This is a genomic window from Methylobacter arcticus (assembly GCF_050917435.1).
GTDB lineage: Bacteria > Pseudomonadota > Gammaproteobacteria > Methylococcales > Methylomonadaceae > Methylobacter_A > Methylobacter_A titanis.
Genome location: NZ_CP159583.1, coordinates 3,149,694 through 3,175,501, shown reverse-complemented (window position 1 = coordinate 3,175,501; position 25,808 = coordinate 3,149,694). Strand labels below are relative to the sequence as shown.

Here is a 25,808-nt window from a genome sequence, read left to right as displayed (position 1 = left end):
GATGAATAATGAACAAGGCGGTGTTGTGCCTACTATCCACAGAGCGCGAATCAATTCGCGCCCACAGTCATTATCTGCTTACATCGGTTTAGGGCTATTGTTATTTGTATGCCAAAGTGCCGCTGTCAAAGCCTCGGATCTAGCGCTATCAGCGATAGATTTTGCGACACAGTTAGGCGGTAAACTGCAGATTGAAATGGAAATGACGGGGCCTGCCACTACCCCCCAAATATTTAAGACTGACAATCCTGCACGTATTGCTCTGGACTTTCCCGGTGTAAAAAGTGCGCTGCCTAAAAAAATGTACCCAATAAATCAAGGCGCAGCGAGCAGTGTTTATGTGGTGGAAGCTGCCGGCAGACTGCGTGTTGTTGTTAATCTGATTGAGACCACACCGTTTGAAACCAAAGTGGTTGGCAATAAAGTGTTGCTGACCTTGACTTCTGCAAAGGCTGCAATGCCTGCTGCATTAAAATCGGTTGTGGCAAAGCCGGTTGCAGCGCCTGTTCTAACAAAGACAACTAATCAGGTGGTTGCGGCGTTAATTCCCGTACAAGATATTAGCGGTTTTGATTTTAAGCGTGGCGATAAAGGCGAAGGACGCATACTGATAACGCTGGCTAATCCCAACACCATTGTTAACTCCAAGGAACAAGGCGGGAAAGTTATTGTCAGCTTTCTCAATACCAAGTTGTCTGAAAGCCTGGCTAAACGGTTGGATGTTTCCGAGTTTGCAACGCCGGTTAAGTTTATTGATACCGTCTCGTCTGACCGGCAAACCACCATTACCGTGGCCATGCAAAATGAGCTTTACGACTATTCGGTGTTTCAAGCAGATGGCTTATTGACCGTTGAATTTCGTCCTTTAAGCTATGAAGAGAAAGACGCGTTGGATAGATCGCGTACCCAATATTCTGGCGACCGCTTGTCGTTAAATTTTCAGGAAATTGAAATACGCAGCGTGATTGCGATTCTGGCCGAGTTTACCGGACAGAATGTGGTCGCCGGTGAGGATGTAACCGGCACGATTACCCTGAAGCTGGACGATGTTCCCTGGGATGAGGCCTTGGATTTTATCATGATGACCAAGGAGTTGGGCAAGTATGAGTCCGGCAATGTCACCCTGATTTCAACGCTGGATAAGATTAAGGATTACAAGCGGAAGCAGCAGGAAACAGAAAAAGTCGTGGCCCAGTTAGATCCGATGGTGACTGAGTACATTAAAATCGATTACGCGAAGGCTGCCAGTTTTAGGGCGCTGTTGAATGGCACTGATGCCGGTTCTTTTGGTGCTTGCGGGGTGACCGGCACCGCCGAAGTTGCTGCCACTGTCGGTTCGGTAGATGAAAAGCCTTCCATTGCTCAATCATTGGGCAATGCGCAATCAAGTCCGCAAGGCGCTGGAGGCGGCGCAAGCGCGCAAGGCAGCAATGACGATTTACGCATGCTGTCGCCTCGCGGGTCGGTTGTTGTCGATGCCCGAACCAATACTTTGATTGTTCGCGATACCACAAAACGTTTGGAAGAGATAAGAAAGCTGATACGTAAGCTTGACGTGCCGGTGCGTCAGGTGATGATTGAAGCGCGGGTTGTTATTGCCATTGACAGTTTCACCGAAAATTTAGGTGTCAAGTTCGGCGCAGCAAAGTCAGCAACTGTTGGTTCTGATAAGGTCTTTGGTATTGGCGGGGCCGGGACTCGTGGTGCAATCAATCCTGATTCGAACGGCAATATGGGTACGATAAATGATAACTTATTAGTTGATTTAGGCGTGACTGCGTTAACGGCTACCCCTCCAGGCGCGTTGGGCATGACGCTGGCCAGAGGCGCCGATTATGTGCTGAATCTTGAGCTTCAGGCCTTACAAATTGAAGGCAAGGCGGAAATAGTATCCAATCCCAGGGTAATGACCATGGATCGCTGTACGGCGGTTATGATGCAGGGTGTCCAAATTCCAGTGACCATGCCGCAGACGGCAAACCAACCGCCAACAGTCACTTATAGAGATGCGGTTCTTGAATTAAACGTAACACCGCAAATCACACCTAGCGGGTCGGTGATCATGAATCTGCTGATTAAGAAAGATCAAGAGAACACGGCAACACGAAATCCTATATCGGGTAACCCCGGGATTGATAAACGGGAGATTAAAACATCGGTGCTTGTTGAAAATGGCGAGACCGTTGTTTTAGGCGGGGTTTATGAGGGTGACGAATCAAGTGGCAAGAATAAAATCCCTTTTTTCGCTGATTTACCGGGTATCGGCTTCTTATTTACCAACTCAACCGTTAATAATGTCAAAAAAGAATTGTTGATTTTTGTTACCCCAAAAATCATCAAAGATAATCTAGCCAGCGATTGATTACTTCTACTTGGAGCAAAAAGGGGGCATAATGCCCCCTTTTTTAATGGTTTAACCCGCAGGAAGGCAGGTCATGACGCGATCAGAGAATATATATTTAATTGGCCTCATGGGTGCAGGAAAAACGACGATAGGGCGACAGTTAGCCAGAGCCCTTAAATTGCCTTTTTATGACAGTGACAAGGCGATTGAAGAAAGAACCGGCGTAGATATTCCGACTATCTTCGAGTTCGAAGGCGAAGAAGGCTTTAGGGATAGAGAGCAGAAAATGATTCAGCAATTGACCCAAATGGAGGGCATTGTGTTGGCTACCGGCGGCGGTGCAATCTTGCGTGAAGAAAATCGCAAGTTGTTGAAAGAAAATGGCTTTATTGTCTACCTGCAATGTTCGGTAGAAAGAATTTTGGAGCGGACGCGCAGAGATACACAGCGTCCATTGCTGAAATCAGATAATCCCAGAGACCGCATAGAAAGCTTATTTGCGCAACGTGAGCCGCTGTATTTGTCTTGCGCCGACTTTAAAATTGACACGGGCGTGATGCAAAGCAAAGAAGTCGTCAGTCATATTTTAGAAGAATACCATTCGGTTAATCGTTAATAGACAAAACCTACGCGGCGCCATTAAATACAATGGAACGCAGATGACGCAGATAGATACCCTGAACGCAGGATACTCAAAATATCTGATTAAATCATAATCATCTGCGTTCTGTTTCTGGCAGCTCCAAAAATTAATAACTATGAAAAAATTACTGGTTGAATTAGGTGACCGTAGTTACCCGATCTATATAGGCTCTGATTTACTGAGCCAGTCTGAACTGTTCATAAAGCATATAAAGTCCAAGCAGGTTCTTGTGGTTACCAATGCAACCATTGCGCCTCTGTATCTGAATGCGGTTTTAAAAAACTTGCAGGGCTATACCGTTGAAACAGTCATATTGCCCGATGGCGAGCAATTTAAAACCTTAGATTCGGTCGCTCAAATTTTTGACAAGCTGCTGCTTAGTAAGTTTAGTCGTAATGCCACTTTGATTGCTTTAGGTGGCGGCGTTATTGGTGACATGGGCGGCTTTGCGGCAGCCTGCTATCAGCGAGGTATTGCTTTTCTGCAAATACCCACCACATTGCTGGCGCAGGTTGATTCTTCGGTAGGCGGCAAAACCGGGGTTAATCATCCGCTGGGTAAGAATATGATTGGCGCTTTTTATCAGCCGCAATGTGTTATCGCCGATGCCGATGTATTGGATACGCTGGATGATCGTCAATTATCTGCCGGACTGGCCGAAGTGATTAAATATGGGCTGATCAGGGACGTTGAGTTCTTTGAGTGGCTGGAAAATAATATCGACGCGTTACTGGCCAGAGATAAGCAGGCATTGGCTTATGCCATTGAACGCTCGTGCATGAATAAGGCTGAAATTGTCGCCGAAGATGAAACTGAAACCGGAATCAGGGCGACGTTAAATTTAGGCCATACTTTTGGCCATGCGATAGAAACCGGCGCCGGTTATGGGCACTATCTCCATGGTGAGGCGGTTGCCATCGGCACCTGCCAGGCCGCCGATCTTTCCAGAAGAAAAGGCTGGTTAAGCGATCAAGATGTCGCCAGAATTATTGCGCTTTTTAAAAAAGCCAAACTGCCCGTAGATCCGCCCGAACAAATTGATTCAGACCGGTTTTTAGACTTAATGGCCGTAGACAAAAAAAATGTGGACGGCCGAATCAGGCTGATTCTATTACAAAAAATCGGCATGGCAACATTGCCCGTCGAAGTAGCCCTGGAACTATTGGAGAAAACGCTTAAAACCTATGGTAGAAGATGATGTCCTCTGGATGAACCAGCAATCCCATGATCCGATAAATAAGGTTCCGATCAATACGACGGCTCATTCCTTGATAACAAAGGAACGAATGCAGAAGCTTGATTTATTAAGTCATCTGCTTTCAAACCTGACACGGACCCTTGTGGTCTGTGGCCCGAAAGGCATTGGTAAGACGACGCTGCTTAACGTTTTGCAAGCGCGTGACACTGAATCATGGCGATATTGCCTGATGCAAGGTAATACTGACTTAAGTTTTGAGGCTATTTTGCAGCAATTAACCCAGGCTCTCGGCAGTCAGCCTGGCCAGTCGTTATCAGTGGCTTTAGCGCAGTATCAAGGTCAACATAAGCAAGTCGTATTGATTATCGATAATGCGGGTGAATTAGTGCCCGGCTTGATTACGGCAATGATTCAATATGCAGCGGCACATTCTGCTTTAAGGATGATCTTCGCCTTAACACATGACGAATTGCAGGTGAAACGCGGATCGGATCGGGCTGTTGATGATTGTCATGTCGTTGAAATCCCAACCTTATCAGAAAAGCAGTGCGGCGATTTTTTACGTTATCTGTCAACAAAACCTGCGTTGAACTTGTCGGCTAAAGCCATCAGCGAAAACATGATTGCGCATATCTACCGGGAAACACACGGTGTTCCGGGAAGAATTATCGCCGAAATGTCCGGTGCATCAGGCGCTAAGCAAAGTGGAAAAATGAAATGGATGCTTCCCCTTATTGTCGTGACCGCGTGTGCTATAGCGGTAGGCGTTCAGTGGCTGGCATCGTCAAATAATAAAGACGTCATAGCGCTTGTTGCGGTTGACCAGAAAGCAGACGGTGGCGAAATGACTTCATCACCGTCAGAGCCCCCGATAATGCTTATGCTGCCGCCCGCTCAGCCAGTTGTTCAGTCATCGGAGCAATTCATACCGGAGAATGAAGAAAATGAGGAGGAGTCTCCGGTCAAAGCTAGTGCAAGCTTGAGGGATGCTTTATCTTCTGATCTGAGCTCCGAGGATCAAGAAAATGATGTCATGCTGTCATCAGTACAGCCTAAACCGCCTGTGGCATCACCCGAGCAACCACAACAAGTGCAGTTAAGTGAAGCGGTTGATCGTGTAAAGCCGTTTACGCCTAATAATCTGGAAACAATTCATCTACCGGCAAAGCCGGTAGCCGTTGCCGCAGCTCTTGAGCCGCGAGTCTTAAAAGTGCCGACGTCTAAACAATTGGCGCCTGAAAAATCGTTGCTGCCGTCAGCCAATAATTTCACCTTGCAACTTATGGCGTTATCAAAACAAGCCTCGGTTGACAACATGCTAAAAAAATACCCGGCAATGAAATCGGGCTTTAGGACTATTAAATCCTCAGCCAATGGCAAAGAGGTGTTTATTGTAGAATATGGTTCATATTCCGACGTAGCATCAGCCAATAAAGCCAAGCAATCATTGCCTGCTGAATTTCGTAATGCACTCGTCAAAAAAATGAGTTCGATCAAACGTTAGTTGGTTCGCCCGCATGCATAAAGATGGATTTCTGTAACTGTCGATACAGTCAAGCCAGTTGTTTTGTGATAACACCCTAAATTTAAACCTGAATAAATAAAGCCATGACCGCATTAAAAAATGATACCTTTATCCGAGCATTGTTAAAACAGCCTGTTGAATACACACCGGTTTGGATGATGCGCCAGGCGGGGCGTTATTTACCGGAATACCGCAAAGTCAGAGAGCAGGCCGGCAGTTTTTTAGACCTGTGCACCAACCCTGAACTGGCTTGTGAGGTTACCTTGCAACCGCTACGACGCTTTGATTTTGATGCGGCCATCTTGTTTTCGGATATCTTGACCATTCCCGATGCGATGGGCTTGGGGCTTTATTTTACCGAAGGCGAAGGACCTAAATTCACTAACCCGGTCAGAACGGCGGCGGATGTCCATAAATTGCCGATTCCAGACCCGGAAACCGATTTGCGCTACGTGGTTGATGCGGTTCGACTGATAAGAAAAACCCTGCAAGGCAGCGTGCCGTTAATCGGCTTTTCCGGTAGCCCCTGGACGCTGGCGACTTACATGGTTGAGGGCGGCAGTAGTAAGAGCTTTCAAAAAGTGAAAGGCATGATGTACGAACAGCCCAAGCTGATGCATGTCATGTTGGATAAGCTGGCGCAATCGGTCGCCGTCTATTTAAATGCGCAGATTGCAGCGGGTGCTCAGGCGGTGATGTTGTTCGATACCTGGGGCGGCATGTTAACGGGCGAAGATTATGTCGAATTTTCTTTATATTATGCCAAGCAAGTCAGATCATTGCTTAACACCAACGTAGACGGGCAGCAGATTCCCACTATCTTATTCACCAAAGGCGGTGGGCTTTGGTTGGAAGCCATGGCCGATTCTGGCTATGATGCCTTGGGTTTGGATTGGCAGACCGATATTGGTTCGGCGCGGACTCGCGTGGGTGACAAAGTCGCCTTGCAGGGTAATATGGATCCGGTTTCGCTTTATGCCAGTCCTGAAGTTATCACTGAAAAAGTAAAAGCTATTTTACATAAATACGGTTCGGGTTCAGGTCATGTGTTCAATTTGGGACACGGTATTTTGCCTGATATGAACCCTGATCACGTTAAAGTGATGGTTGATGCGGTGCATGAACACAGTCGTGCTTATCATCAAGCTTAAAATATTGAATATCATTTAATTAATAAAGGGGTTGCGGCCATGAAAATAGTGAAAAGTTTTTTGACAATCGGTTTGCTGGTTGCCAATGTTGGCATTAGCGCTGAGAGCCTAGACAAGCCTATTGATATCGTCGTTCATAGAAGCCCGACCTGTACTTGTTGCGGCAAGTGGCTGGCACATTTGAAACAAAATAACTTTACGGTAACTGATGTCGTTACCGATAACGTACAGGCTATAAAGGATAAATATGGTGTGACTCAGGAACTGGCGTCCTGTCACACCGCGATCGTCGAGGGTTATGTTATCGAAGGCCATGTGCCTGCTAATGACATTAAAACCTTATTAAAAACCAAGTCTACAGTTGTCGGAATAGCGGTTCCCGGTATGGTTACTGGAACTCCCGGCATGGAAATGGGCGATAGAATCGATCCCTATAAAGTAGTGAGTTTCGATCATGAAAATCATGCCCAAGTATTTAATAGCTACGAAGGCACGAAATGACTGATGCCGGGCTGTCGCTGCCCGACTCGCTGCATACGCCTGACAGACCAATCCACTCCAAGCAGGTTTATCTGGCGGGTGATGTCGGCGGTACAAAAACTATCCTGGCGCTGTTTGAGACTGATGGCGATGAGCTTAAGTGTCTAAAAAAAGAACAATTTTTCAGTGCTGATTATCAAATATTTGCTGAGTTACTGGCCTCATTTTTGACTGATGCAGATTGCATCCAGATAACGGCAGTTTGTATCGGCGTGGCCGGTATCGTTATCAATAGTCGTTGCGAAACCACCAATTTACCGTGGGTGCTCAGCAGTCAAGAAATCGGCGAACGCGTCAATACTCAAAATGTCTGGTTATTGAATGATTTGGAAGCCACCGCATGGGGCTTGCTGAGCTTGCCGGAACACAACCTTGTTGAGTTGAATGCTGATGCGCAGTCTCAGCAAGGCAATATTGCCGTGGTTGCCGCCGGAACCGGTCTGGGTGAGGCAATCATCGCATGGGATGGCGCTGCCCACCATGTTATTGCCAGCGAAGGCGGGCATGTCGATTTTGCTCCGAATAGCGAGCAGGAAATGGCCTTGCTCGGTTACATGCGGGAAAAATATCCTGAGCATGTCAGCTGTGAGCGACTTATATCCGGTGAAGGCCTGGTTAATATTTATCAATTTCTCCAGCATATTAACCACGCAGCAACCGCCCCGGAAATCGAACGGCAAATGACTGAGCGAGATCCAGCCGCCGTTATCGGCGAAGCAGGCGTTGCAGGCAGTGATACCTTATGCGTTGAGGCATTAACGCTGTTTTGTCGATTATATGGTTCTGAATCGGGAAACCTTGCGCTTAAATGCTTACCTTATGCGGGTGTCTACTTGGCCGGAGGCATCGGTGCAAAAATCTTGCCTGTGCTGCAACAAGGCGAATTCATGCGCGGCTTTTTGGCAAAAGGACGCTGCCGGACTATCTTGCAGAAAATATCGGTCAAAGTCTGTACTAACCCAGAAGTCGCCTTGTTGGGTGCGTTAAGTTACGCCCAAAAACACTACGTTAAAGCCATGAAAATGAGTGTTCCCAAAGAAATAAAAGATCAGGGTAATTGTCAATTATAGCCAAGTTTTAAATAGTCTTGCAGTGGTGCTCTACTGTACGATAGACATCAAAGCCGATGTAGCTCAGTTGGTAGAGCAACTGATTCGTAATCAGTAGGTCACGAGTTCGACTCTCGTCATTGGCTCCATATATTCAATATGTTATGAGAGTTATCAAGTCTTTTTTTATGCGAAAAACTGTATTTTCTGCAATTTTTCTGCAATCACTAAAAAACACCCGCAACACTTGCCAACAATTCAGACACAAAAAAGCCGGTATTACCCGGCTTTGGTGATTTGATGATTTTTTATGCCTGCGACTTGGCTTTTTGCGCCAATATATAGGCCGCTTCGCTACTGACTGAGCTTAACGCCGACATCATTTCAACTTGAGCAGACAGACCAAATAAAATAGCTGCTAATTGACTACTGTTCGGCAAGGTGGATCGATCTTCTGAGCCTTGAGCAATAGCTAGATTAATGAGCGTCATGGAAATATTCGTTGACTCACATTCTGCTACTGAATCAAGGCCTGCTAACCAATCAAGTTTTTCATCGGATAGCGTGTCTTTGGCGTGTTCAAATAGTTCTGTGAGTGCGTTGGCTGCAGTGGCAATCATGCTGCACCGCCTTTTAACTCTTGGGCAACACTTGCCAGCAACGTACAATCAGCTTGTAATACGGCGAGATATGATACTGCCATAACCGCATGGGATTCACCTCTACATTTTTTGTAAAGCAGGGCAATAGCCTTGCTGGCGATGGGAATGCCTAGCGTTTCTTTCTCGGGTACATTTGATAAATCAATCGACATATTCATGACCTCACCTCTAGCAAGGCTTGTGCGTCCAAAATCTCGAACCGGATTGCTTGGGCAACTCGCCACACTGTTTCCGGATGAAAAGAGCACATATCGGCAACTTCGGTGCAAACCTCCAATAAATCGGCTATAGCTATCGCCCGATTGAGCGCATCACTTGCCGCATCCATGACCGGCACACGGTGAGCGAATTTGTTTAAATCCTGTCGATCTGGTGTGGCTCGATCTGTTTGGGCGTGAACGGAATTAGATTGTGGCATGGTGTTGATCTCTCTTGAAAGTTAGAGAACACCGCCTGACTCTTTCAAAATCTGGGCGGTGAACGTTATCCGGATTGAGAGACAGGACAAGAGAATCCTGCGAGCTTTCGCCCTCCAAATAACGTCCACCATAGATGATTTGTTGCATGTGATAACGCAATCTATGAAGTAGACGCGCTTGAATTGGCATCTCTTGTTTTTTCCGGCTCTCACCCCGCACTGCCACATGTGGCGACAGCGGGGCAAGAATAGCCGCCATGAATGAAGCTGTCAAGAGGTAGCGGAAGTGTTGACCCTGTATGCATGCGGCCGGTGCGGTCTATGCCCTATCTTCTCGATGGGCTTTCTCTATCCAAAATAGAGCATGTAAAAATGTCACTGGATGCGCGGTCTAGGTATAGGCAAGGCTCAGGGATTTAATACCCCCCACACCTGTTGATATACCCCTCCTCTGAAACTCCCGCGCTTGCATGAAGATAAGGGGGAACGGTCTATGCCTGGAATGCGGTAGGGATTTAATACCCCCCTAATGCCTGTCATTGTTTCGCCGCGTAGTCGCCATGGCAAAAGGTACCTCTGGCATGATTCTTGAATGCGGGTAATTCGAGCCCCGATTTTTCGCTGATGTTTGGCGAGGGGTAAGGGGGGTAAGGGGGGTAAAAGGTACTTCCAGACCATATAGCCATTGCGGGTAATTCGAACCCCGGTTTTTTTGAGTTTTTGCGCCCTTATTAGTCTCAACTGATACCCCTACGGCCATATGATTTTAATTGGTTACTGAACATCCGGCCATCGAACAAGCACCGCTAGTGGGTTTGTTCTGACAATAACCGGTTGTTCAGTAACTTTCATAGTCTTTAACTGCACCGAAAACGGGGTTCGAATTACCCGCACGGACAAGTGCTAGGGAGTACCTTTTACCCTGCCACCTCTCTGACAATAGAACAGAACGCCACCACACCCATCGAGGCGGTGCAGTCTAATGTTAGGTTGCGGGTTAGGTCTGGATTCACCAAGCACAATGGCGCGATCACATGCCAGTCTTGCCGGTCGGCTCGGTAGGCTAAAACAGGATGCAGATTTCTCGGTGCTGCTTGCGCTCTTGCCTGCTCCCACCACGTCTTTATTAGTCCAGGCGTAACCTTACCGTAACGCTTGCACTCGATAGCCAAGCCCCTGAACGCCTCAGCCATGCTGCCGACTTCATCAGGATGCACGATTAAATCAAAGCCGCCTGATCTGGTTTGCTCAAGATTGCGTACCAGCCGGACACCTGACCAGTTATATAACTCGTTGGAAAATTCGCGCTCTGCACTTGCGCCCTTGGTTCTGCTGTTAATAGTCATCGTGTTGTTGCTCCCAGTCTTGAAGAAAGTTGTCGTCGTTGTCATCGTTATTAGGTTCATGCCCTGAACCCTTGCAGGTTGAACAGGTCGAGCCGTCACGCATGCCCTCACCTGAACCGGCGCATGTGCTGCAATAGCCCGGCTCGTCGTCGGTATCTGTTAGGCTCATGCCCCAACCTCAAAACCTTGCAGTCGATAAATTTGACCGCGCTTTTTGGCGGCTGCAATCCCGAACCCGCAACGGTCAATCAGGTCGTAAACAATCGCGTGAGTTTTGCCCTTAAATGGCCGTCTGCATCTTCCTATCGACTGAATGAGTTTGGTTGCCGCTGGTTCACCCGCCTTTTCAATCACGGCTGACATTGGCGCGGCAAAGATTAAAACCTCCAAGTGTGGAATATCCAAACCCTCACCCATCAATTGAGCCGTGCCAATGATTAACCTCGCTGTCTGCGCCGCTGCCATGCGCTCAGCGCGTACTTTGGCTTGAAGTTGGCCGTGGATAAGCAGCGGCTTTAAACCGGCTTCTGCTGCCAACGTGGTTAAGATTTCGCAGTGCCTAACCTGTGAACACAAGATTATCGTTGGCCGGACCTGTTGCCGTGCTAGGCGAATAATCCAATCATTACGCGAGTCGTCATCAATGAGGGTTTTAACAAAGCCGTTCCAGTCGTTTACCTCACCATCAAAGTCGATATTGATAGTTCGCACTTCGACCGGCAACACCTTACCCATAAGTTGATCTGCCTCAATCGTTGCCGTTATCTCTCCCAGTGCCGCATGTATCATAAATTCCATCGAATCCCTGCGCTGTGGGGTCGCTGACAAGCCGTATTTGTATTGGGCGTTGATTCCATTAATGACCGTGTAAAATTGGCTTGCAGGTGCGTTGTGGCATTCGTCGGCAATCACAAGGCCATAGTCCAATGCTGACAAGTTCCGGTTAACCAAGGTCTGCACCAATCCGATAGTGAACTGTTCGCCCTGGGTATTCTTGCCGCCGCCGATCATGCCGAACTCTAAGCCGGTGAATTGTTTGCCTGCCGCCTGCCATTGGGTCGCCAGTGCGCCAGAATTAACCAAGATTAAACAGCGCTGTCCCAATCGTGCCGCTAATGCTATGCCTGAAACGGTCTTACCTGCTCCTGTAGCCGCAACACCCACACCACCCACACCACCCTCGGCATTGATAAGGTTTTGCACAAATGCCTCTTGATAGGGTCTCAGTTCGCCCATGAATGGAATTGTGACCGGGTGACTGTTTCGCTGGTCGTCGATCTCCGGCCAATGGCTCAAGTCAGGAATAAAACCATCGTCCTGTTTCTCCCGTGTTGTTGGCTCATTGTCATACAGGCCGGTTTCCAGCCAAGATAATGTGCCGATAGGTACGACCAGACCATCATCAACTCGGGAAAACGTCTTAATCTCCCGTAGAATTTTGCCGGTATAGCGGCCTTGCTTTTTTGCTTCCTCAAATTTTGGGTTGTCGTGGGTGCAAAGCATTTCGATTAGCTCTTGCTCTTGCTCGTCAATGTCGGTTATTTCAATATGGTTTTTTAATGTAATTTTCATTGTCTTTTTTATTATCTTTTTACTGTCTTGGTTTAATGAATGGGTTCACCGAACACCCGAACACCTCTAAAGAGGTGTGTTCGTGTTCGTTCGTCGTATTAACCGAACAAAATCAAAAGAATGTTCTGTTCTGTTCGGTGTTGTTCGCTAGTAAATACGCCAAGCAAAATTGTCATACTCAACGATAAGACCTTGATTCAACAGCTTATCTCGACACCGTTTAAAAGCCATTCGCTTCGCGTCCTCAGTATTGGCATCAACTAAAATCGCCTTATATGCGAGTGTTCGCCACCGCTCAATCGACACGACCTTTTTAACGTCCTCGAACACGGTTTCAAGCCCTGAAAATTTGGCTTTAATCTCAGCGTTTGGCTCGACACCATGCGCGGCAATCGCATCATTTAACGTGGTCAAAATCGCATCGTCACGGGCTGATAACTTCCTCTTGGGATTGCTTACCTCACTCGGTTTCTGATCTGACTTTTCCAACACAATCGAATTGATGATATTGCCGTCATCATCCAGCCAGCCGGTTGACTGCGTGACCATTTCAAAAACAAGGCTGTCCGGTGGCTCCGACTCTTTCATTTTGGTATTAGCAAAGGTGATTAACTTCCCCGCTTTCGATACGCTGTACTCACAATCAAGCGCCGCATTTAAGACGCTGGAACCTCGCGCGCGGGTCTTTTCAGATAAGCCGGTATGGTGAACAACCAAAACCGCCGCCTTACCCTTAACGTGTATGTCGATATTGCTAACAAAAGCGGCCATGTCCCGACTGCTGTTTTCATCACCGCCACCAAAATTACGGCTCAAGGTGTCGATGATGATTAGGTCGGCGTTATATTCCCCGACGGCCTCAGCCACCCAAGCGGCGTTTTCTTCGTCGGTTAAACTGGCGGGTTGGGTCGAAACGTAAAAGTTGCTTGCCGGTATCCCATGCTTGAGTTCCAGCGCCTTTAGCCTTTGCCCTATGCCGCTGTAACCCTCGCCAGCGATATAAACGACAACACCTTGACGGGTCTTTAACCCGTGCCACTCGATACCTGTTGAAACACAAAAGCCTAAGTCGAGTGCAACAAACGACTTGCCATCACCCGGCGGCGCGAAAATTCCCGCCAGCGCACTTTCTGGAATGTAGCTTTCAATCAGGTAGCGTATGCCTTGCGGTTGAGTTGTGAGGTCGGTGGCCGGTATCAGCTTAAACTTAGGCCGCTGCTCGGGCTGCTCGTCGTCATAAGGGATATGCTCGGGCATTTCAAAATCATTAAGCATGGGACACCTCGGCAAAATAGGTTTTGATGGTTTGGCGTTCCGGCACAAACAGGGGTGTCGATTGCGTTGTGTCGTAACCTCCAGACCTTGTGGCAAAATCCACCCAAGTCGGAACAATCGTGGCTGATTTTGCGCCGGACCTTAAAAGGCACTTCACCAAGTCAACGATTAACTGCTTCGGTGCTGACAATCCCCACTCAATAATGACCTGACAGCCTTTGACCGGCCAATGTAAGAGGCTGTGTGCTTGCTCATGGGTTAAAACCAAGGCTGAGACATCATCTTTCAGGTTCCAAGATTTCGCGCTGTTCCACGCATTGCCGCCGATACACACGACGACCAGGCGCGGCCTATTGCCGAATTGTTGCCTATCTGTAAGGGCTTTGCCGTAAGCGGCGAATCTCGGTAAAATAGGCGCGTGGTTGGGTGATTGCCTTTGTCCTCGGTGTGTGGCCGGGGATAGGGCGTGGTTTATGGCGCTCATAATCGCCACCAAGTGAGCCATAAAAACATGACCATCATTAAATCATTGGGTGTCATGCACGCCGCCTCCATTCAAAACCTGATAATCACCATCAATGACCGACTCAGCAACGGCGGCGGTATCGCTTATTCCTGCCTCACTGTGTTCGTCTAAGGCTGCTGCTCGGTTAAGGTCTGTGCCAACGGGCAAGTATTTAAACAAGCGGCGTATAGCGGTCTTTTTTGCCATTTCGTCGTAAAAGTCTTTCCACGGTCCGAATGAGCCTGTTTTTGACGACTTCCGCGCCTTTTCAATGTCGGTAACGTCCAACACTTCAAAGTGAACGCCGCCATTTACCAGCTTAGCAATGGCATAAACCGCCACCAATGCACCCCGAACACCCACCGCCGGTTTGTGTTCGAGCTTGTCAATCAGGCCAAACTCATAAACAAAGCTGTCGTTCTGATAAACACATCGAGCCGCTATTGATGTAACCCTGCCCGATCTGTAGGCTAATTCAATCTGCCCTCTATAGCCGATCTGTAACGTGGCTTCTCCCTTGTATGGCACAAAATAACATTGCCCCAAAGCCGCGCCGGGTTCCAAACCTAACTGTGTTGATTGAATAAATGCGCCCAAAATGCTCATGGGGCTGCACTCTGCCAGTTTTGGCGTAGACCTAACCGCCGTCATCAGTGCCGCCGAAAATCGGTTGATGTCCACGCCTTGCGGTGCGATTGTTTGCAGTCGTGCGCCGTTTTGTTTCAAGAGTGCCGGTAATGTTTGCGCCTGTGCGGGTTGTGGCGCGTTTAATCTGTCTGCAATACTCATTGTTGCGCCTCCAAGTTTTTGATATACCAAACCGGCAAGCCGATCTCCTGCACCGTTTCCGGATAACAAGGCCAGCGTCCCGACTCTACACATTGCCGATAAACAGCCAGACCACGACGCACTTCGGTTTTTGCTGCTGATAAAGCCTCTTGATTGAGGCGAAAGACTGCCACGCCGAAAGGCGCTGACTTTTCGACCATGACAAAAACAAAATCAGTGGGGGCTTTGCCGGTAACGGCTTTATAGAGTTCGGAATACACATATTGCTGGATATGCAGACCATAATTAACGATGTATTTCTTGACGGCATCCGGTGAGGCATCAAGGCAGGTTTTCAAGTCGATGATGATGTGTTCGGCGGGGTGCAGATAATCGAACCGGCCTTTAATGTCTACGCCGCCAATCTGACCAAAGACACTAACCTCTGGACTGCCGTTTTTAAATAAGCCGCCGGTTAAGCTGTTGCGGCCGATAGCATCAGCCATGCCAGTGACAGATAACGCCTCGTCTTGGGTCAATATTTCGCGGGATACTGCCGACTCGACAAAAGCGGCATAAATCGCTTTGCCCTCTTTGGTGCGTCGGTCGCAGTTTGGCGCGGTGGCATAGTTGACTTGGTAAACTGCCTCACCCTCAAGAATCAGACAGTGGGCCGCACGTCCCATCTTCATTGCAGGCGTGTCGATCTGTCCGACTACCTGCTGTTGGGCGTGTGCCGGTGACTTACTAAGAATGTTTTTCAAGATTGTTTGAGACAGTGCCGGGGCTGCTGCTCGGTATAACGACTCGGGCTGATTGAAAACTAGGCGCGGGTTCATACTGCCGCCTTGTTTTGGTCTGACACCCAAGCAAAGAACTTGGATTCATCAATCAAAACTTTTCTGCCGATTCTGACTATTGCGCCGGACTTGGCAAGGCCGTTGGTGTGTTCATTGAAGATAAGGGCGCGTAGGCCACCAAGTGGGAATGCTGGTTGTTTTGCGGTGAATTGATTAACTGTTGATAAGACTGGCATTTGATATGTCCGGTAATCGCCGTAACATTGCGGCTGAACATATTTAAAGCCCTGTTTTTTCCCGATTCTTCAACCGGGAAAACTGGGAACATAGCACGGAACGCTATAGGGAATTTTTCCTGTTTTTTGCTATTGACAGTGTTTTGTTATGGTGTGCTCTTGAATGTGCTTACCTTTGTTTGAATCGTCTTTTTTTTCATTTCACCTGTTGTGCCTGCGCTGGTTTGCCATCCGATACCCGCGGCCTTTCCGGCGCTGTAATGCTCTGTAATTGGGCTTCCTTTTTGCATTACGTATTTTTTCAATTTATTAAAGAAATCCGTACCCCCCGGCCTTTCTTCTTTAATCCAAGTTTCCCTTAACCAACTGGTTAACTCCTGTTCCTTTGGCTCTCTGGTTGTATCACTACCCGCGCCAGCGTCACTCTGTCCGTCACCTTGGGAGTGTGCATTGTTGGCCTGTTCTTCGGCTTTGATTATCGACACTGCATCAACAACACACTCATCAATTAATATTTCTTTATGGCGCTTTGATTGATCTATTATGAACTGCGTCTGCTTGTGGAACTCTCGATGCTCATCTTCCTGTCTTTTTTCGTCACGTTCGTGTCCCTTTTTTTCCCGTAAATGTCTTAACTCGTCTATATCTTCTCGGGTTTTTCTATGTTCAGGCGATGTAATAATAAAACTTCCTGCTGAGTTATTTTCATTGCTCCACTTGCCAACCGCGCCAGCGTCAACCACGGTTTCAGCTTGTGGCTGTGCTGCTTGCTTTTCCACCTCAAACCGCCGCATCGCTTCAACGTGGTTTTCTATTTCCTGCTCATTCCTGAGCCTTTCGTTGTCTATTTGTTGCTGGAACCATTTCCGCGAGGAGTCACCCTGTTCGTTAAGCTCCCGCTCTTTTCGCTCGGCTTTGGTTTCAGCGCGTGGAGCATAACTTTCCATCACCGTAGCCGCGCTAACAAAAGGTGTTAATAATTGATACTCTGCCAGATAGTCACTAATCGTTGGGATGCTATGAAATTGCTTTAACAGGTCTTGCTTTTGTGCTGCCAGCGCCTCACCAATAGTAGACGGGGACATAGCTTTGCAAGCTCTCGCAACTTGAGACTTAATTGATAAAGCATCTTCCCATTCGGCCTGCATACCTTTAGCTGATACTGTGAACGCCATAGCCTGCATCAATTCTTTAGATTGTTTTTTAGCCGCGTCAATATCAACTTGTGAGCGGTTTTGAATGCCATCAAGCTTTAAAATAAGACTCATCACACGCCCCCGAAAATCTTTTCATTCATCGAAGCAATAATGCCGCTTGCGTGGTCGTCGCTCATATGGCTATATCTCATCACCATAGCTAAAGTTTTATGTCCGAGAATTTTTGCTATTTCCGGCAAGCTGGCGCCGTTCATAAGTAGATATGATGCGCAGCAATGCCTGAGGTCATGCCAATGAAAATCTTCTATCTCAGCCAGTTTTACAGCGTTTTCAAAAGGTCGCCTTAAGTCGATAGAATTTAACGGGTCTTTTCTGCTGGGGAATAATAAGGGGGTATCAAGCCGCCTTACTTTGGCATGACCCCGTAATAGTTCCAAACCATGCCCAGATAATGGGACTCGCCGCTTCTCTCCGTTTTTTGTTTTATTGAGTAGTAGAAAACCTGCTTTGATGTCTACATCTTTCCACGTCAATTCCATTAATTCGGCTTGCCGCATTCCAGTTGACATAGCGAGAATGACGCACAAATAAAGCTGTTTGTTGCTGGATTCTTGGCAGGCTTTTAAAAATGGTTGCCGTTCGTCATTATCCAAAAACCGGACGCGGTCATTTGATACCCCGGGCTTTTTTACGCGCTTTACGGGGTTGTCTCGCGTCCATTCCCATTCGGATACGCAATGGCTAAACATTGAACTTAAGGCGGCTAGGAATCGTGTAACAGTCGCAGGACTGCGAACTTTCCCGCGTTGCCCCATTTCAGTATTCAGCTTGTCCCTACACTGGGCTATCAAAGGTGTATTGATGTTGGCTAGTGGTATATTGCCTAACTCAGCTTTGAACCAATTGAGTTGCGTTGTTTGATCAGTCTGTAATGAGGGCTTTTCTGGTAAAACCTCACTGATATAGCGGTCTATTGCGTCACCAAGGGTTTTCTTTAAAGCGGATCGGGGGATAAGCTGTTTGCCGTCCCTGATTTCTGACTCGGTTTTTGCTGTCCATTTCTTGGCATCGGTTAGCCGTCTAAATGTTTCCGTTCTGGACTCGCAGCCTTTAATTCTGATAATGACGGTATAACGCTTGCTTCCGTCTTTTAAGGTTCGTTCGGTGATGTTTGCCATGATTGCTCCTATGGGATAGCAATCGGCTTTGGTATGATGCTTTAGCCATTTGCTTAACCCTATCTGTTAAGTGAATCGGTAAGGCCTTGTTTGGTGTTGGTAGCACCTGCGAGGCCGCTTTACTTCTAGAGTTATGATTATAATTGCTCTGCATTTTTACTGCAATTAGCTTTAAATAATGACAGTAAGCGGCAATAATCAGCAATAATTAAAATTACTCAAGCTATTGATTTTATTGCTGTCACTTGTTGTGGCTTGTTACTAAATATAGCAAAACTTCGCATTCGTAATCAGTAGGTCACGAGTTCGACTCTCGTCATTGGCTCCATATATTCAAAGGGTTAGGCTAAATTGTCTAGCCCTTTTTTGTGTCCCGTAGCTAAATCGTAGCTATCCTGAGCGGATTCGACCACCCGGAAAGCTGACAACCTATCCACGTACTCCGCCAAATGCTCGCTGGATAAATGCGCATAACGGCGCACCATCTCGACCGACTCCCAACCACCCAGCTCTTGCAGCACATGCAACGGCGTACCCGCCTGCACATGCCAACTGGCCCATGTATGCCGCAGATCATGCCAGCGGAAGTCTACAATCCCCGCCCGCTGTAATGCCTGCCGCCATGCCTTGGTATTCACTTGAGTCACGGGATTACCGTGATAAGTGAATACATGGGTTGAATGCTTGCCCAATTGCTCACGAATGATCACCACTGCGGCCTTAGACAACGGCACAGCAATCGCGCGCCGCGCTTTGGCTTGGTCGGGATGTATCCACGCACAACGCCGGGTGAGATCAATCTGCGACCATAGCAAGCCGGTAACATTGGCTTGCCGCAGTCCGGTTTCCAGACTAAACCGCACCATCGCTTTTAGATGGTTTGGCAATTCCAGAAGCAGACGATCCGCTTCTTCCCGCGTGATCCAACGAATACGCCGGCTGGGTTCAGGCAATAGCCGAATCTTCGGCACCTTGTCCAGCCAGTCCCATTCCAGAGCCGCTTTGCGCAGGATAGCGCGGATCAGGGCCAGCATCCGGTTAACGGTGCTGTTGCTGACTTGAGTCGCCAGCTTCGCCTGTATCAGCTTATCCACAGCATCACGGTTGATTTCATCCAATGCAGCGCCGTTCAGGTATAGATCCAGCCAGCGCAAATGCCCCTGATCATCTACCCGTGAGGCTTTGTGCAAGGTTTCATTCAACCAGCGCAACCCCGCTTCATTCCACGTATAACGCCGCTTGGCCCCCAGTTTGGATTGTTCCCAAAGCTGGGCTTTTAGCCGGTCGTGGAATTCCTGGGCTTTGTTTTTGTCGGGCGTTCCAGTGCTTTTTTGTACAGTTCGTCCGTTGAGGGTGATTTTAATCCACCAGACGGACGAGTCTTTTCGTTTAAAGAGTGACATAGGCTTATCTCCTGTGCACCCTGCAATGTTCGCCGTGGGTATTGTGAGCGGATATGGTCGATCAAGTCAACGTCCACAAAGACCCAGCACTTGCCGATCTTGGCGCCGGGAATTTCCCCGGCCTTGGCTTTGGCTTGCAGTGTTACAGGATGAATGCGTAACAATTCAGCGGCTTGTTGCAGGTCTAAGGTTTGCATGCTTAGGCCTCAGTAATTGCTGAAATGATAAAAATGGGTGAGCAGTGCGTACTTCGCATATAGCCTTTGTAAAATATATTTGAAGTAACCATGCTGTAGCTTCCCTTGTTTTATATCGTAGCTGCATATTTAGCAGTTACGCCGACTTTACTTGGCTTTAAAAATACGTTCAATGTAATGATTTATAACAATAAAATATTTTTTCTATGCTTAAAAGTCGACGCTTATATATCATTTGTGTGCTAGTCGTATATATGGATGACATTTCCTAATGCCAGATCTGGATTGGGGCAGCGTAGTTTGCGTTGAGCTAAGCGTTGAGATATGCTTTTGATTTCCCAGTAGCCTAAGTTTCGCAAGAAACCGTACCTATTACGGAATTTTTTAACACCCTCCGGGATGATAAAAAATTCCTTCGCGCGGTCATGGGGCACAAGCCCCCCGACACCCCCCTAACTTTGCTACCGGGGAAATAATAATTTTAATTTAGGAGACATCCACATGTTCGCTGTTATGCGGTTTGAAAAATTGAAGACGTTCGGCAACATTGGCGGCGTCGAGGGCCATTGTGCGCGAACGCGCGAAACGCAAAACGCAAAACGCCGACCCAGCCAAGGCAAAGCTAAACCGGTGGCTTGTTGGCGATGGCAATATTGTCGGCGATGTAAAAAACAGAATAGGTGGGCGCAAAATTCGTAAAAATGCAGTGTTAGCTCTTGAGTTCTTACTAACGGCATCACCGGACTATTTTCGCCCAGACCATCCTGAACGCGGCGGCCAGTACCAGGAAGATCGTGTCATAGATTTTGAAAAGGCCAGCCTTGTCTGGCTTCGAGACACTTTCGGCACTGAAAACATAGTCTCCGTGGTGACTCATCTGGATGAGCAAACGCCACACCTTCACGCCGTCGTTGTTCCAATTTGTCCAGACACTGGCAAGCTCAATGCCTCTCGATGGTTTGATGGCAAGAAATCGTTATCCGAACTTCAGACCCGTTTTGCTCACGCCGTAAACCATCTTGGCTTACGACGCGGCAAAGAACACTCGACGGCAACACATACGCGAATTGGCGAGTATTACGGCAACGTCAACACGGCAATACCCCCTGTTTTGCCTGATATCGCAGTTGCCATACCACCTATGGAGTTTAGGGGGAGTGTGCGCGAGCAATGGGCGCAAACTGAGTCAGGGCGACTGGCAATGATACAAGGCCCGACTTTGCAGCCAATTACTGATGCGGCATCAGAGCAGAAGCGCGAAAAAGCGCGGCGACATGCAGCAGAGACTGAAGCGGCCAGGCTGAGTCGCGCTCTTGAGCTTGAACGTATCCGCGATATCCCATTGCAAGGTGTTTTTGAAATGTGTGGCTATGAGATTGACCAAGATGATAAAAATCAGTACCGGGGCCCGCTTGGACGGATTAGTATCGAAACAAAAAACGGTAAAGCCAAGTTTTATAACCATGATATGCAAAAGGGCGGCGGCGGGGCGATTGACTTAGCGATGCATCTTGAGGGGATGGACTTTCCGGGTGCCTGTGCGTTTCTGGGCGGCAGTTTTAACGCTGATGCGATTATGAAAGCGGCGGCGCATAAAGCCATGCAGGATGCAAAAGAGGCGGTAAAAATGCCTGCGCCACTACCTCAACAGGATGAATCGACTTGGGAGAAAGTCAGGCACTATCTAGTTTCGGTGCGAAAACTAGCAGCATCCACAATCGATGCGCTGCACGAAAAAGGTAAGGTTTTTTCGGACTTTCGCAGTAACGCTTGTTTTATGTATGGGGCAGACGGAGTTAAGCTTCGTGGTACGACAGCCGATGTGTGGCATGGGTTTCGTGGTAAAAAAACAGGTTTTTTCAGTATGTTACGCGGTAGAAACGCTCGATCAGTTGCCTTGGTTGAGTCCGCCATCGAAGCAATGAGTTACGCAGAGTTAAATCCGGATGCCAGTGTTATCTCGTTATCAGGCGTGGGTGGTAAGGATCTGGCAAAGAACGTGCGCAACTGGCAGTCTAAGGGATTGAAAGTTTGCGCAGCATTCAATGCCGGTGAAGCAGGAGACGAAGCCGCTCTGCGGCTGATGGTCGCAGTATCAGGTGTAGAACGACATCGACCGCCGGAGGGAAATGACTGGAACGATGTGCTTAGAGCTAAAGCTACAATAGAACCATTGAGTACAACTAACAACCAAGATTCACTTTCCCCGGGAGATGAAGGGGATTCGCGGGCGAATCCCGATTAAATCTAAAATCGTTCGCGCAACATGCGTTAACGGGCGGTATGTTAAGCAGCTGATTAACACTCATATCATTTTTCACTATTATCGGAACAGTTTACCCTTCGGTATTTAGCTCGATAACCTTTTGTTATCGCGCAGTAACAACCACTTTTTTAGCGCTAAAAAAGCCGGTGACCAGACGGCAGCGATGCCAACAGCACAGGCGGCATGACCGCCAAGAAAGTGTCTTTCATGCCCGGCGGAAGGCTTTGAATCAGCAACGAGATCGCGAGGGCATTTAAGTCCCGATCCGTACAGTCGTGCTTAGCCAGATTGTAACCCCAGCATACGAGCCTGCAGTTTGACGAGATGTAGCCCACGGCATTATCGATCCGGTCAACCGAAGGGCTGTAAAACCCCCGTTGACCGGCATCGCCTTTCTTATACAATTTGATCTTCACCGGGAGCCCCGTGACTTCACAAACACCGCGGTCTAACCGCTCCTTGAACCAGGCTTCCGATAAATCGAACGACAAGCCACGCGCTTTCGCTGACTGCTTCGTCGACGCCAAAAATCGTTTTTCCGGATGATCCTGAAAATACGTGGTGAGGCGGGCGGTATGAGCCGCTTTATCCCTGACGTGCCGGCAGTGATAAAGAGTGCCGCAGCGGTGGCAGCAGTATTTCTGTATGGGCCCCCGTCGCTTTGCGGTCGAGATGGTGAAGTCTTTGCCACAGTTCGCGCAGGCTTTTGTGATAGTTGTTTCAGTTATTTCTGCGTTCATTGAATTCGCCTTATATTTAGGAATGATGTTAATGCACGTAGCCGAATGGCCGGCCGTCATATTCGCCGGCACTCAACTCTGTAGTCGATGAAAAGATCAAGTCATTAGGAATAAGAGCAAGCTTTTTGGCTTTAGGGTTGCGCTTTGCGGCTTGGGCTAGTCCGCAGCGCAGCATAGCTTTAATAGTTCGGGGCGACTGATTGCGCAGCGCGTCAATAACGTCTTTGGAGACCTTTGACGGAAACAGCGCGGTAGCGCCATGCTGGGCGAGTAGCCTACTGTAGATCGATTGGGTGACGGTGCCATGCTGCGCCGCGCTCATCGCGTCAATTTTTAGAACGATAAAGCGGCTCAGGATGGGTTTGCTGATGGTCGCGAGGCTGTTTGCCGTCGCTACATATAAGATATGTGACCCATTCGAAGGCATATCCAAGGCTTCATCGACAAACTTCTCCGCAGTGCGTTGTTCGAGCAAACTATACAGAGGACCCAGAGGATCGTATTTTGACGATGAAGACGCTTTGTCGATTTCATCGAGAATTACGATCGGATTCGCGGCGTCGTTATCGCGCAGAAGCTCGACAACAGCGCCGCTTTTCGCGTCTGACCACTGCGTGCTCTGCCGCCTAGGACGAAACCGGCTGTCGTCGCTGCTAGATCGACCTGACGACTGGCCACGCCGACAATTTCAGCGACCGCATTTACGACCGTGGTTTTGCCAATACCGGGCGGGCCGATTAACAGAACGGGTGGGAAATAAAATGTCGGGTACGGCTGTTTTAGAGCTAGCATCGCAAATGACTCTACATAGTCTAAAAAGCTATGACAATTTGGATATTGCGTCTTTAACGCTTGCATCTGTGCCATAAAATTTGCAGGCACTGTTTTTAGCAGACGCTTGCCGTTATCATCATCGGCGAACCGTTTCATCACCGCCAGCACGTTGCGGGTCGTCGCTTTGTCGCGTTTAAGTGTTTGGATCTTGTCGTTATCGAAAACTTTGACGTATTTATCGCTGGGGTTGTGGGATTTTAAAGGCTTGGCGGTGGCTTGCTGCTTCGCTTCCTGGGCAAAAGCGACGAGGTACTCATGCAGCTGCGGTAGGCTTAAATTACCGTCTACCAGCAGCTGCTTGATAGTCTCGTCAATCGCGTCTTGAAGCAAGTCCTGCTCGGTATCAAGCGCCGCTTGTTGAGCCAGGTGCTTGATTAACGCCTTAGGCAGTAATAGCTGCGCGTTGTGATAGTTAATGGGGTGCCAGCCAAAGCCTGGGGGGTGGGTTGCACGCATAATAATCTCCAAGAATAAATAATCTGTAGTAGAATTAAACTGTAGTCAAGAGGTCTTTTTGATCTCTTGCAGATTATTATAGGTATAAAATAACTTATAGAAAGTTATTTTGATCTACAGTAGATTATTTTTTATGGTGAAATATGATTCGATGCTATTTATCGCGCATTTTAGGTGAGCGCAAACTGAAAATTAGTGACGTGGCACGAGACACTAATATCAACCGAGGAACTATCACGCGTCTTTATCAGGAAAATTTTACGCGAATTGAAAAAGATGTAGTGGACACATTGTGCCAATATTTTAATTGCAGCATTGAAGAGCTGTTTGAATATGTACCCGATGAACCAAAAAAGCCAAATGAGGGTTAAGGTCAGTTTCTCAACCTACATATAATCCAAAAGGTTTTAGGGGGAATTTTCCGTGTATGTCGATAAAAACGAAAGCTCGCCCCCTCCAGAAATCTGATGTTTTCCAATTAACAATGCGCTAAAAACTTGAATAACCCTAGCTGGAAATCAGCGTGCAAAAGTTACCACTTTCAGCATTAGTTTTTACCAGCTTGCTAACAAATAAATCTTATAAAACAATGTAGTAATAATTTTCATGGTCAATTATGACGCTGTTTACTGGTAAATACTGGACGCTGATTGACATGAGTAATGGTGGAGACATCAATTATTCGGTGGAGGCTCTTCCTGAGAAGGGAACTCCAGACCCGAGTTGGCGATATGTTGTTTTTGCGGCCTACGGCCAACTTCCCAATATTTTCATGTTTCAAAGGGGAAGTAAAACAACTGATCAATTAGGCAATAAGCTTCTAATGAATTATCTAGGGGGAAAGAACGGTTCCGGCAGCAATCTATCGGGATGTTGTCGCTACCTGCGCTCAATGCTGCACTGATCCGTTGTTAAATCGAAAGTTAATGATTAAATTCGGTAAACGGCATGAACAATACTTCGGGGAAATGGGAACGGAGTTTCGCACATGGCCATAAATCACCCGCCCGTTTGGCGTATCAAGGTTGTTCTTAATGAAACGAGACCGATGGTCTGGCGGCGCTTCGATACCTACTCGACGGTCACATTGTCGCAACTGCACTACTTCATCCAGGGCGTTATGGGTTGGGAGTTGGCGCACCTCTTTTCTTTTCACGCCGAGCCTGGATTAGAACTTAACGACAGTTCGACCCTGGCCGACGTATGCCGCATTGGGGATACGCTGTGTTACGTTTATGACTTTGGCGATAACTGGGAGCACCTGGTCACAATCGAGAAAGAGATGAGGATTCGGCCCGGTGTCATCTATCCGCGCTGTGTTGCAGGGAAAAGTGCATGCCCACCTGAGGATTGCGGCGGGTCATGGGGCTACGCCGATATGCTGAAAACCCTGGCGGGGAGGTGGAATGCCCGCCGTCGCGAACTTGTCGAGTGGTTGGGCGGCTCATTCGATCCCAAGCTCTTCGAGCTGGATGAGGCCAACGAGCGCCTGGCTGAGTATGCCGAAGTTGTGGGTGACTAAGTTAGTGGCCTTGCTATTTCGGC

At 48.0% G+C, this 25,808-nt stretch carries 29 protein-coding genes and 1 tRNA gene; 12 read left to right on the top strand and 18 right to left on the bottom strand.

Annotation, left to right across the window (positions count from 1 at the left end; translation table 11 throughout):
• Position 1 precedes the first annotated feature (1 nt).
• The 8 genes from pilQ (at position 2) to ABXJ76_RS15070 (ending at position 8,599) form a co-directional block, all read left to right on the top strand.
• Entirely contained in the window at positions 2-2,362 is a 2,361-nt protein-coding gene (gene pilQ, locus ABXJ76_RS15105; RefSeq protein ID WP_432741594.1) for a type IV pilus secretin PilQ, read from the top strand.
• 73 nt (positions 2,363-2,435) lie between these two features.
• On the top strand, positions 2,436-2,960 hold the full coding sequence (gene aroK, locus ABXJ76_RS15100) for a shikimate kinase AroK (RefSeq protein ID WP_432741592.1): 525 nt from the start codon (positions 2,436-2,438) through the stop codon (positions 2,958-2,960).
• Between the two features lie 142 nt (positions 2,961-3,102).
• Positions 3,103-4,185, top strand: a complete 1,083-nt coding sequence (gene aroB, locus ABXJ76_RS15095; RefSeq protein ID WP_432741590.1) for a 3-dehydroquinate synthase — start codon at positions 3,103-3,105, stop codon at positions 4,183-4,185.
• The gene (locus tag ABXJ76_RS15090; RefSeq protein ID WP_432741588.1) at positions 4,172-5,689 is read left to right on the top strand and encodes an AAA family ATPase; all 1,518 of its coding nucleotides are present in this window, start codon (positions 4,172-4,174) and stop codon (positions 5,687-5,689) included. The genes aroB and ABXJ76_RS15090 overlap by 14 nt, the downstream gene beginning before the upstream one ends.
• 104 nt (positions 5,690-5,793) lie before the next feature.
• Positions 5,794-6,861, top strand: coding sequence for a uroporphyrinogen decarboxylase (gene hemE, locus ABXJ76_RS15085; RefSeq protein WP_432741586.1), 1,068 nt, complete (start codon positions 5,794-5,796; stop codon positions 6,859-6,861).
• A 39-nt stretch (positions 6,862-6,900) separates the two neighbouring features.
• Positions 6,901-7,362 (top strand): DUF411 domain-containing protein, encoded by a 462-nt coding sequence (locus tag ABXJ76_RS15080; protein ID WP_432741584.1) that lies wholly within the window; start codon positions 6,901-6,903, stop codon positions 7,360-7,362.
• On the top strand, positions 7,359-8,471 hold the full coding sequence (glk, locus tag ABXJ76_RS15075) for a glucokinase (protein WP_432741583.1): 1,113 nt from the start codon (positions 7,359-7,361) through the stop codon (positions 8,469-8,471). Before ABXJ76_RS15080 ends, glk begins: the two co-directional genes overlap by 4 nt.
• Before the next feature lie 52 nt (positions 8,472-8,523).
• Positions 8,524-8,599: transfer RNA gene (locus ABXJ76_RS15070), tRNA-Thr, on the top strand.
• A gap of 159 nt (positions 8,600-8,758) precedes the next feature.
• Here the strand turns inward: ABXJ76_RS15070 and ABXJ76_RS15065 are convergent.
• The 15 genes from ABXJ76_RS15065 to ABXJ76_RS14995 form a co-directional block, all read right to left on the bottom strand.
• Positions 8,759-9,070, bottom strand: coding sequence for a hypothetical protein (locus tag ABXJ76_RS15065; RefSeq protein WP_432741581.1), 312 nt, complete (start codon positions 9,068-9,070; stop codon positions 8,759-8,761).
• Positions 9,067-9,270 carry a hypothetical protein gene (locus ABXJ76_RS15060; protein ID WP_432741579.1) on the bottom strand — a complete coding sequence of 68 codons (204 nt, stop codon included), beginning with the start codon at positions 9,268-9,270 and terminating at the stop codon, positions 9,067-9,069. The genes ABXJ76_RS15065 and ABXJ76_RS15060 overlap by 4 nt, the downstream gene beginning before the upstream one ends.
• A complete protein-coding gene (locus ABXJ76_RS15055) occupies positions 9,267-9,530 on the bottom strand; it encodes a hypothetical protein (protein ID WP_432741577.1) in 264 nt (87 codons plus the stop codon). Before ABXJ76_RS15055 ends, ABXJ76_RS15060 begins: the two co-directional genes overlap by 4 nt.
• Before the next feature lie 917 nt (positions 9,531-10,447).
• Positions 10,448-10,876, bottom strand: a complete 429-nt coding sequence (locus tag ABXJ76_RS15050) for a putative PDDEXK endonuclease (RefSeq protein ID WP_432741575.1) — start codon at positions 10,874-10,876, stop codon at positions 10,448-10,450.
• Positions 10,866-11,045: a hypothetical protein gene (locus ABXJ76_RS15045; RefSeq protein WP_432741573.1), complete on the bottom strand. Its 180-nt coding sequence runs from the start codon at positions 11,043-11,045 to the stop codon at positions 10,866-10,868. Before ABXJ76_RS15045 ends, ABXJ76_RS15050 begins: the two co-directional genes overlap by 11 nt.
• Positions 11,042-12,448 carry a DEAD/DEAH box helicase gene (locus ABXJ76_RS15040; protein ID WP_432741571.1) on the bottom strand — a complete coding sequence of 469 codons (1,407 nt, stop codon included), beginning with the start codon at positions 12,446-12,448 and terminating at the stop codon, positions 11,042-11,044. Before ABXJ76_RS15040 ends, ABXJ76_RS15045 begins: the two co-directional genes overlap by 4 nt.
• 147 nt (positions 12,449-12,595) lie before the next feature.
• Positions 12,596-13,723, bottom strand: a complete 1,128-nt coding sequence (locus tag ABXJ76_RS15035) for a helicase RepA family protein (RefSeq protein WP_432741569.1) — start codon at positions 13,721-13,723, stop codon at positions 12,596-12,598.
• Positions 13,716-14,207 carry a hypothetical protein gene (locus ABXJ76_RS15030; protein ID WP_432741567.1) on the bottom strand — a complete coding sequence of 164 codons (492 nt, stop codon included), beginning with the start codon at positions 14,205-14,207 and terminating at the stop codon, positions 13,716-13,718. The genes ABXJ76_RS15035 and ABXJ76_RS15030 overlap by 8 nt, the downstream gene beginning before the upstream one ends.
• Positions 14,208-14,249: 42 nt before the next feature.
• Positions 14,250-15,017: a recombinase RecT gene (locus ABXJ76_RS15025; RefSeq protein ID WP_432741565.1), complete on the bottom strand. Its 768-nt coding sequence runs from the start codon at positions 15,015-15,017 to the stop codon at positions 14,250-14,252.
• Positions 15,014-15,760, bottom strand: a complete 747-nt coding sequence (locus ABXJ76_RS15020; protein ID WP_432741563.1) for a PD-(D/E)XK nuclease-like domain-containing protein — start codon at positions 15,758-15,760, stop codon at positions 15,014-15,016. The genes ABXJ76_RS15025 and ABXJ76_RS15020 overlap by 4 nt, the downstream gene beginning before the upstream one ends.
• Before the next feature lie 71 nt (positions 15,761-15,831).
• Positions 15,832-16,032: a hypothetical protein gene (locus ABXJ76_RS15015; RefSeq protein WP_432741561.1), complete on the bottom strand. Its 201-nt coding sequence runs from the start codon at positions 16,030-16,032 to the stop codon at positions 15,832-15,834.
• Positions 16,033-16,178: 146 nt separating this feature from the next.
• Positions 16,179-17,300 carry a hypothetical protein gene (locus ABXJ76_RS15010; protein ID WP_432741558.1) on the bottom strand — a complete coding sequence of 374 codons (1,122 nt, stop codon included), beginning with the start codon at positions 17,298-17,300 and terminating at the stop codon, positions 16,179-16,181.
• Positions 17,300-18,367, bottom strand: coding sequence for a tyrosine-type recombinase/integrase (locus ABXJ76_RS15005; RefSeq protein ID WP_432741556.1), 1,068 nt, complete (start codon positions 18,365-18,367; stop codon positions 17,300-17,302). The genes ABXJ76_RS15010 and ABXJ76_RS15005 overlap by 1 nt, the downstream gene beginning before the upstream one ends.
• A 341-nt stretch (positions 18,368-18,708) precedes the next feature.
• Positions 18,709-19,725, bottom strand: coding sequence for a tyrosine-type recombinase/integrase (locus ABXJ76_RS15000; RefSeq protein ID WP_432746538.1), 1,017 nt, complete (start codon positions 19,723-19,725; stop codon positions 18,709-18,711).
• Positions 19,644-19,967: a helix-turn-helix domain-containing protein gene (locus tag ABXJ76_RS14995; RefSeq protein WP_432741554.1), complete on the bottom strand. Its 324-nt coding sequence runs from the start codon at positions 19,965-19,967 to the stop codon at positions 19,644-19,646. Before ABXJ76_RS14995 ends, ABXJ76_RS15000 begins: the two co-directional genes overlap by 82 nt.
• A 568-nt stretch (positions 19,968-20,535) precedes the next feature.
• Between ABXJ76_RS14995 and mobV the strand changes: the two genes are divergently transcribed.
• Complete coding sequence (mobV, locus tag ABXJ76_RS14990) at positions 20,536-22,212, top strand: MobV family relaxase (protein ID WP_432741552.1); 1,677 nt, start codon at positions 20,536-20,538, stop codon at positions 22,210-22,212.
• Between the two features lie 155 nt (positions 22,213-22,367).
• Here the strand turns inward: mobV and ABXJ76_RS14985 are convergent, their stop codons facing one another.
• The 3 genes from ABXJ76_RS14985 to ABXJ76_RS14975 are packed head-to-tail and all read right to left on the bottom strand — an operon-like array spanning position 22,368 to position 24,275.
• Positions 22,368-22,973 (bottom strand): hypothetical protein, encoded by a 606-nt coding sequence (locus ABXJ76_RS14985; RefSeq protein WP_432741550.1) that lies wholly within the window; start codon positions 22,971-22,973, stop codon positions 22,368-22,370.
• 28 nt (positions 22,974-23,001) lie between these two features.
• Complete coding sequence (locus ABXJ76_RS14980) at positions 23,002-23,547, bottom strand: AAA family ATPase (RefSeq protein WP_432746536.1); 546 nt, start codon at positions 23,545-23,547, stop codon at positions 23,002-23,004.
• Positions 23,514-24,275, bottom strand: a complete 762-nt coding sequence (locus ABXJ76_RS14975; protein ID WP_432741549.1) for an AAA family ATPase — start codon at positions 24,273-24,275, stop codon at positions 23,514-23,516. Before ABXJ76_RS14975 ends, ABXJ76_RS14980 begins: the two co-directional genes overlap by 34 nt.
• A 131-nt stretch (positions 24,276-24,406) precedes the next feature.
• Between ABXJ76_RS14975 and ABXJ76_RS14970 the strand changes: the two genes are divergently transcribed.
• The 3 genes from ABXJ76_RS14970 (at position 24,407) to ABXJ76_RS14960 (ending at position 25,785) form a co-directional block, all read left to right on the top strand.
• The gene (locus ABXJ76_RS14970) at positions 24,407-24,634 is read left to right on the top strand and encodes a helix-turn-helix domain-containing protein (protein WP_432741547.1); all 228 of its coding nucleotides are present in this window, start codon (positions 24,407-24,409) and stop codon (positions 24,632-24,634) included.
• A 245-nt stretch (positions 24,635-24,879) separates the two neighbouring features.
• On the top strand, positions 24,880-25,167 hold the full coding sequence (locus ABXJ76_RS14965; RefSeq protein WP_432741545.1) for a hypothetical protein: 288 nt from the start codon (positions 24,880-24,882) through the stop codon (positions 25,165-25,167).
• 84 nt (positions 25,168-25,251) lie between these two features.
• Entirely contained in the window at positions 25,252-25,785 is a 534-nt protein-coding gene (locus tag ABXJ76_RS14960) for a plasmid pRiA4b ORF-3 family protein (RefSeq protein WP_432741543.1), read from the top strand.
• Positions 25,786-25,808 lie beyond the last annotated feature (23 nt).

What these genes read in the sequence shown, in the direction of transcription:
- hemE (WP_432741586.1), top strand. Translation starts at nt 5,794, where the DNA reads ATGACCGCATTAAAAAATGATACCTTTATCCGAGCATTGTTAAAACAG.
- ABXJ76_RS14970 (WP_432741547.1), top strand. Translation starts at nt 24,407, where the DNA reads ATGATTCGATGCTATTTATCGCGCATTTTAGGTGAGCGCAAACTGAAA.
- ABXJ76_RS15035 (WP_432741569.1), bottom strand. Translation starts at nt 13,723, where the DNA reads ATGCTTAATGATTTTGAAATGCCCGAGCATATCCCTTATGACGACGAG.
- aroB (WP_432741590.1), top strand. Translation starts at nt 3,103, where the DNA reads ATGAAAAAATTACTGGTTGAATTAGGTGACCGTAGTTACCCGATCTAT.
- ABXJ76_RS14995 (WP_432741554.1), bottom strand. Translation starts at nt 19,967, where the DNA reads ATGCAAACCTTAGACCTGCAACAAGCCGCTGAATTGTTACGCATTCAT.
- ABXJ76_RS15045 (WP_432741573.1), bottom strand. Translation starts at nt 11,045, where the DNA reads ATGAGCCTAACAGATACCGACGACGAGCCGGGCTATTGCAGCACATGC.
- pilQ (WP_432741594.1), top strand. Translation starts at nt 2, where the DNA reads ATGAATAATGAACAAGGCGGTGTTGTGCCTACTATCCACAGAGCGCGA.
- ABXJ76_RS15030 (WP_432741567.1), bottom strand. Translation starts at nt 14,207, where the DNA reads ATGAGCGCCATAAACCACGCCCTATCCCCGGCCACACACCGAGGACAA.
- ABXJ76_RS15040 (WP_432741571.1), bottom strand. Translation starts at nt 12,448, where the DNA reads ATGAAAATTACATTAAAAAACCATATTGAAATAACCGACATTGACGAG.
- ABXJ76_RS14960 (WP_432741543.1), top strand. Translation starts at nt 25,252, where the DNA reads ATGGCCATAAATCACCCGCCCGTTTGGCGTATCAAGGTTGTTCTTAAT.
- ABXJ76_RS15065 (WP_432741581.1), bottom strand. Translation starts at nt 9,070, where the DNA reads ATGATTGCCACTGCAGCCAACGCACTCACAGAACTATTTGAACACGCC.
- ABXJ76_RS15010 (WP_432741558.1), bottom strand. Translation starts at nt 17,300, where the DNA reads ATGAGTCTTATTTTAAAGCTTGATGGCATTCAAAACCGCTCACAAGTT.
- ABXJ76_RS15050 (WP_432741575.1), bottom strand. Translation starts at nt 10,876, where the DNA reads ATGACTATTAACAGCAGAACCAAGGGCGCAAGTGCAGAGCGCGAATTT.
- ABXJ76_RS15025 (WP_432741565.1), bottom strand. Translation starts at nt 15,017, where the DNA reads ATGAGTATTGCAGACAGATTAAACGCGCCACAACCCGCACAGGCGCAA.
- ABXJ76_RS14965 (WP_432741545.1), top strand. Translation starts at nt 24,880, where the DNA reads ATGACGCTGTTTACTGGTAAATACTGGACGCTGATTGACATGAGTAAT.
- ABXJ76_RS15005 (WP_432741556.1), bottom strand. Translation starts at nt 18,367, where the DNA reads ATGGCAAACATCACCGAACGAACCTTAAAAGACGGAAGCAAGCGTTAT.
- ABXJ76_RS15015 (WP_432741561.1), bottom strand. Translation starts at nt 16,032, where the DNA reads ATGCCAGTCTTATCAACAGTTAATCAATTCACCGCAAAACAACCAGCA.
- ABXJ76_RS15090 (WP_432741588.1), top strand. Translation starts at nt 4,172, where the DNA reads ATGGTAGAAGATGATGTCCTCTGGATGAACCAGCAATCCCATGATCCG.
- glk (WP_432741583.1), top strand. Translation starts at nt 7,359, where the DNA reads ATGACTGATGCCGGGCTGTCGCTGCCCGACTCGCTGCATACGCCTGAC.
- ABXJ76_RS15060 (WP_432741579.1), bottom strand. Translation starts at nt 9,270, where the DNA reads ATGAATATGTCGATTGATTTATCAAATGTACCCGAGAAAGAAACGCTA.
- ABXJ76_RS15080 (WP_432741584.1), top strand. Translation starts at nt 6,901, where the DNA reads ATGAAAATAGTGAAAAGTTTTTTGACAATCGGTTTGCTGGTTGCCAAT.
- aroK (WP_432741592.1), top strand. Translation starts at nt 2,436, where the DNA reads ATGACGCGATCAGAGAATATATATTTAATTGGCCTCATGGGTGCAGGA.
- ABXJ76_RS14985 (WP_432741550.1), bottom strand. Translation starts at nt 22,973, where the DNA reads ATGAACGCAGAAATAACTGAAACAACTATCACAAAAGCCTGCGCGAAC.
- ABXJ76_RS15055 (WP_432741577.1), bottom strand. Translation starts at nt 9,530, where the DNA reads ATGCCACAATCTAATTCCGTTCACGCCCAAACAGATCGAGCCACACCA.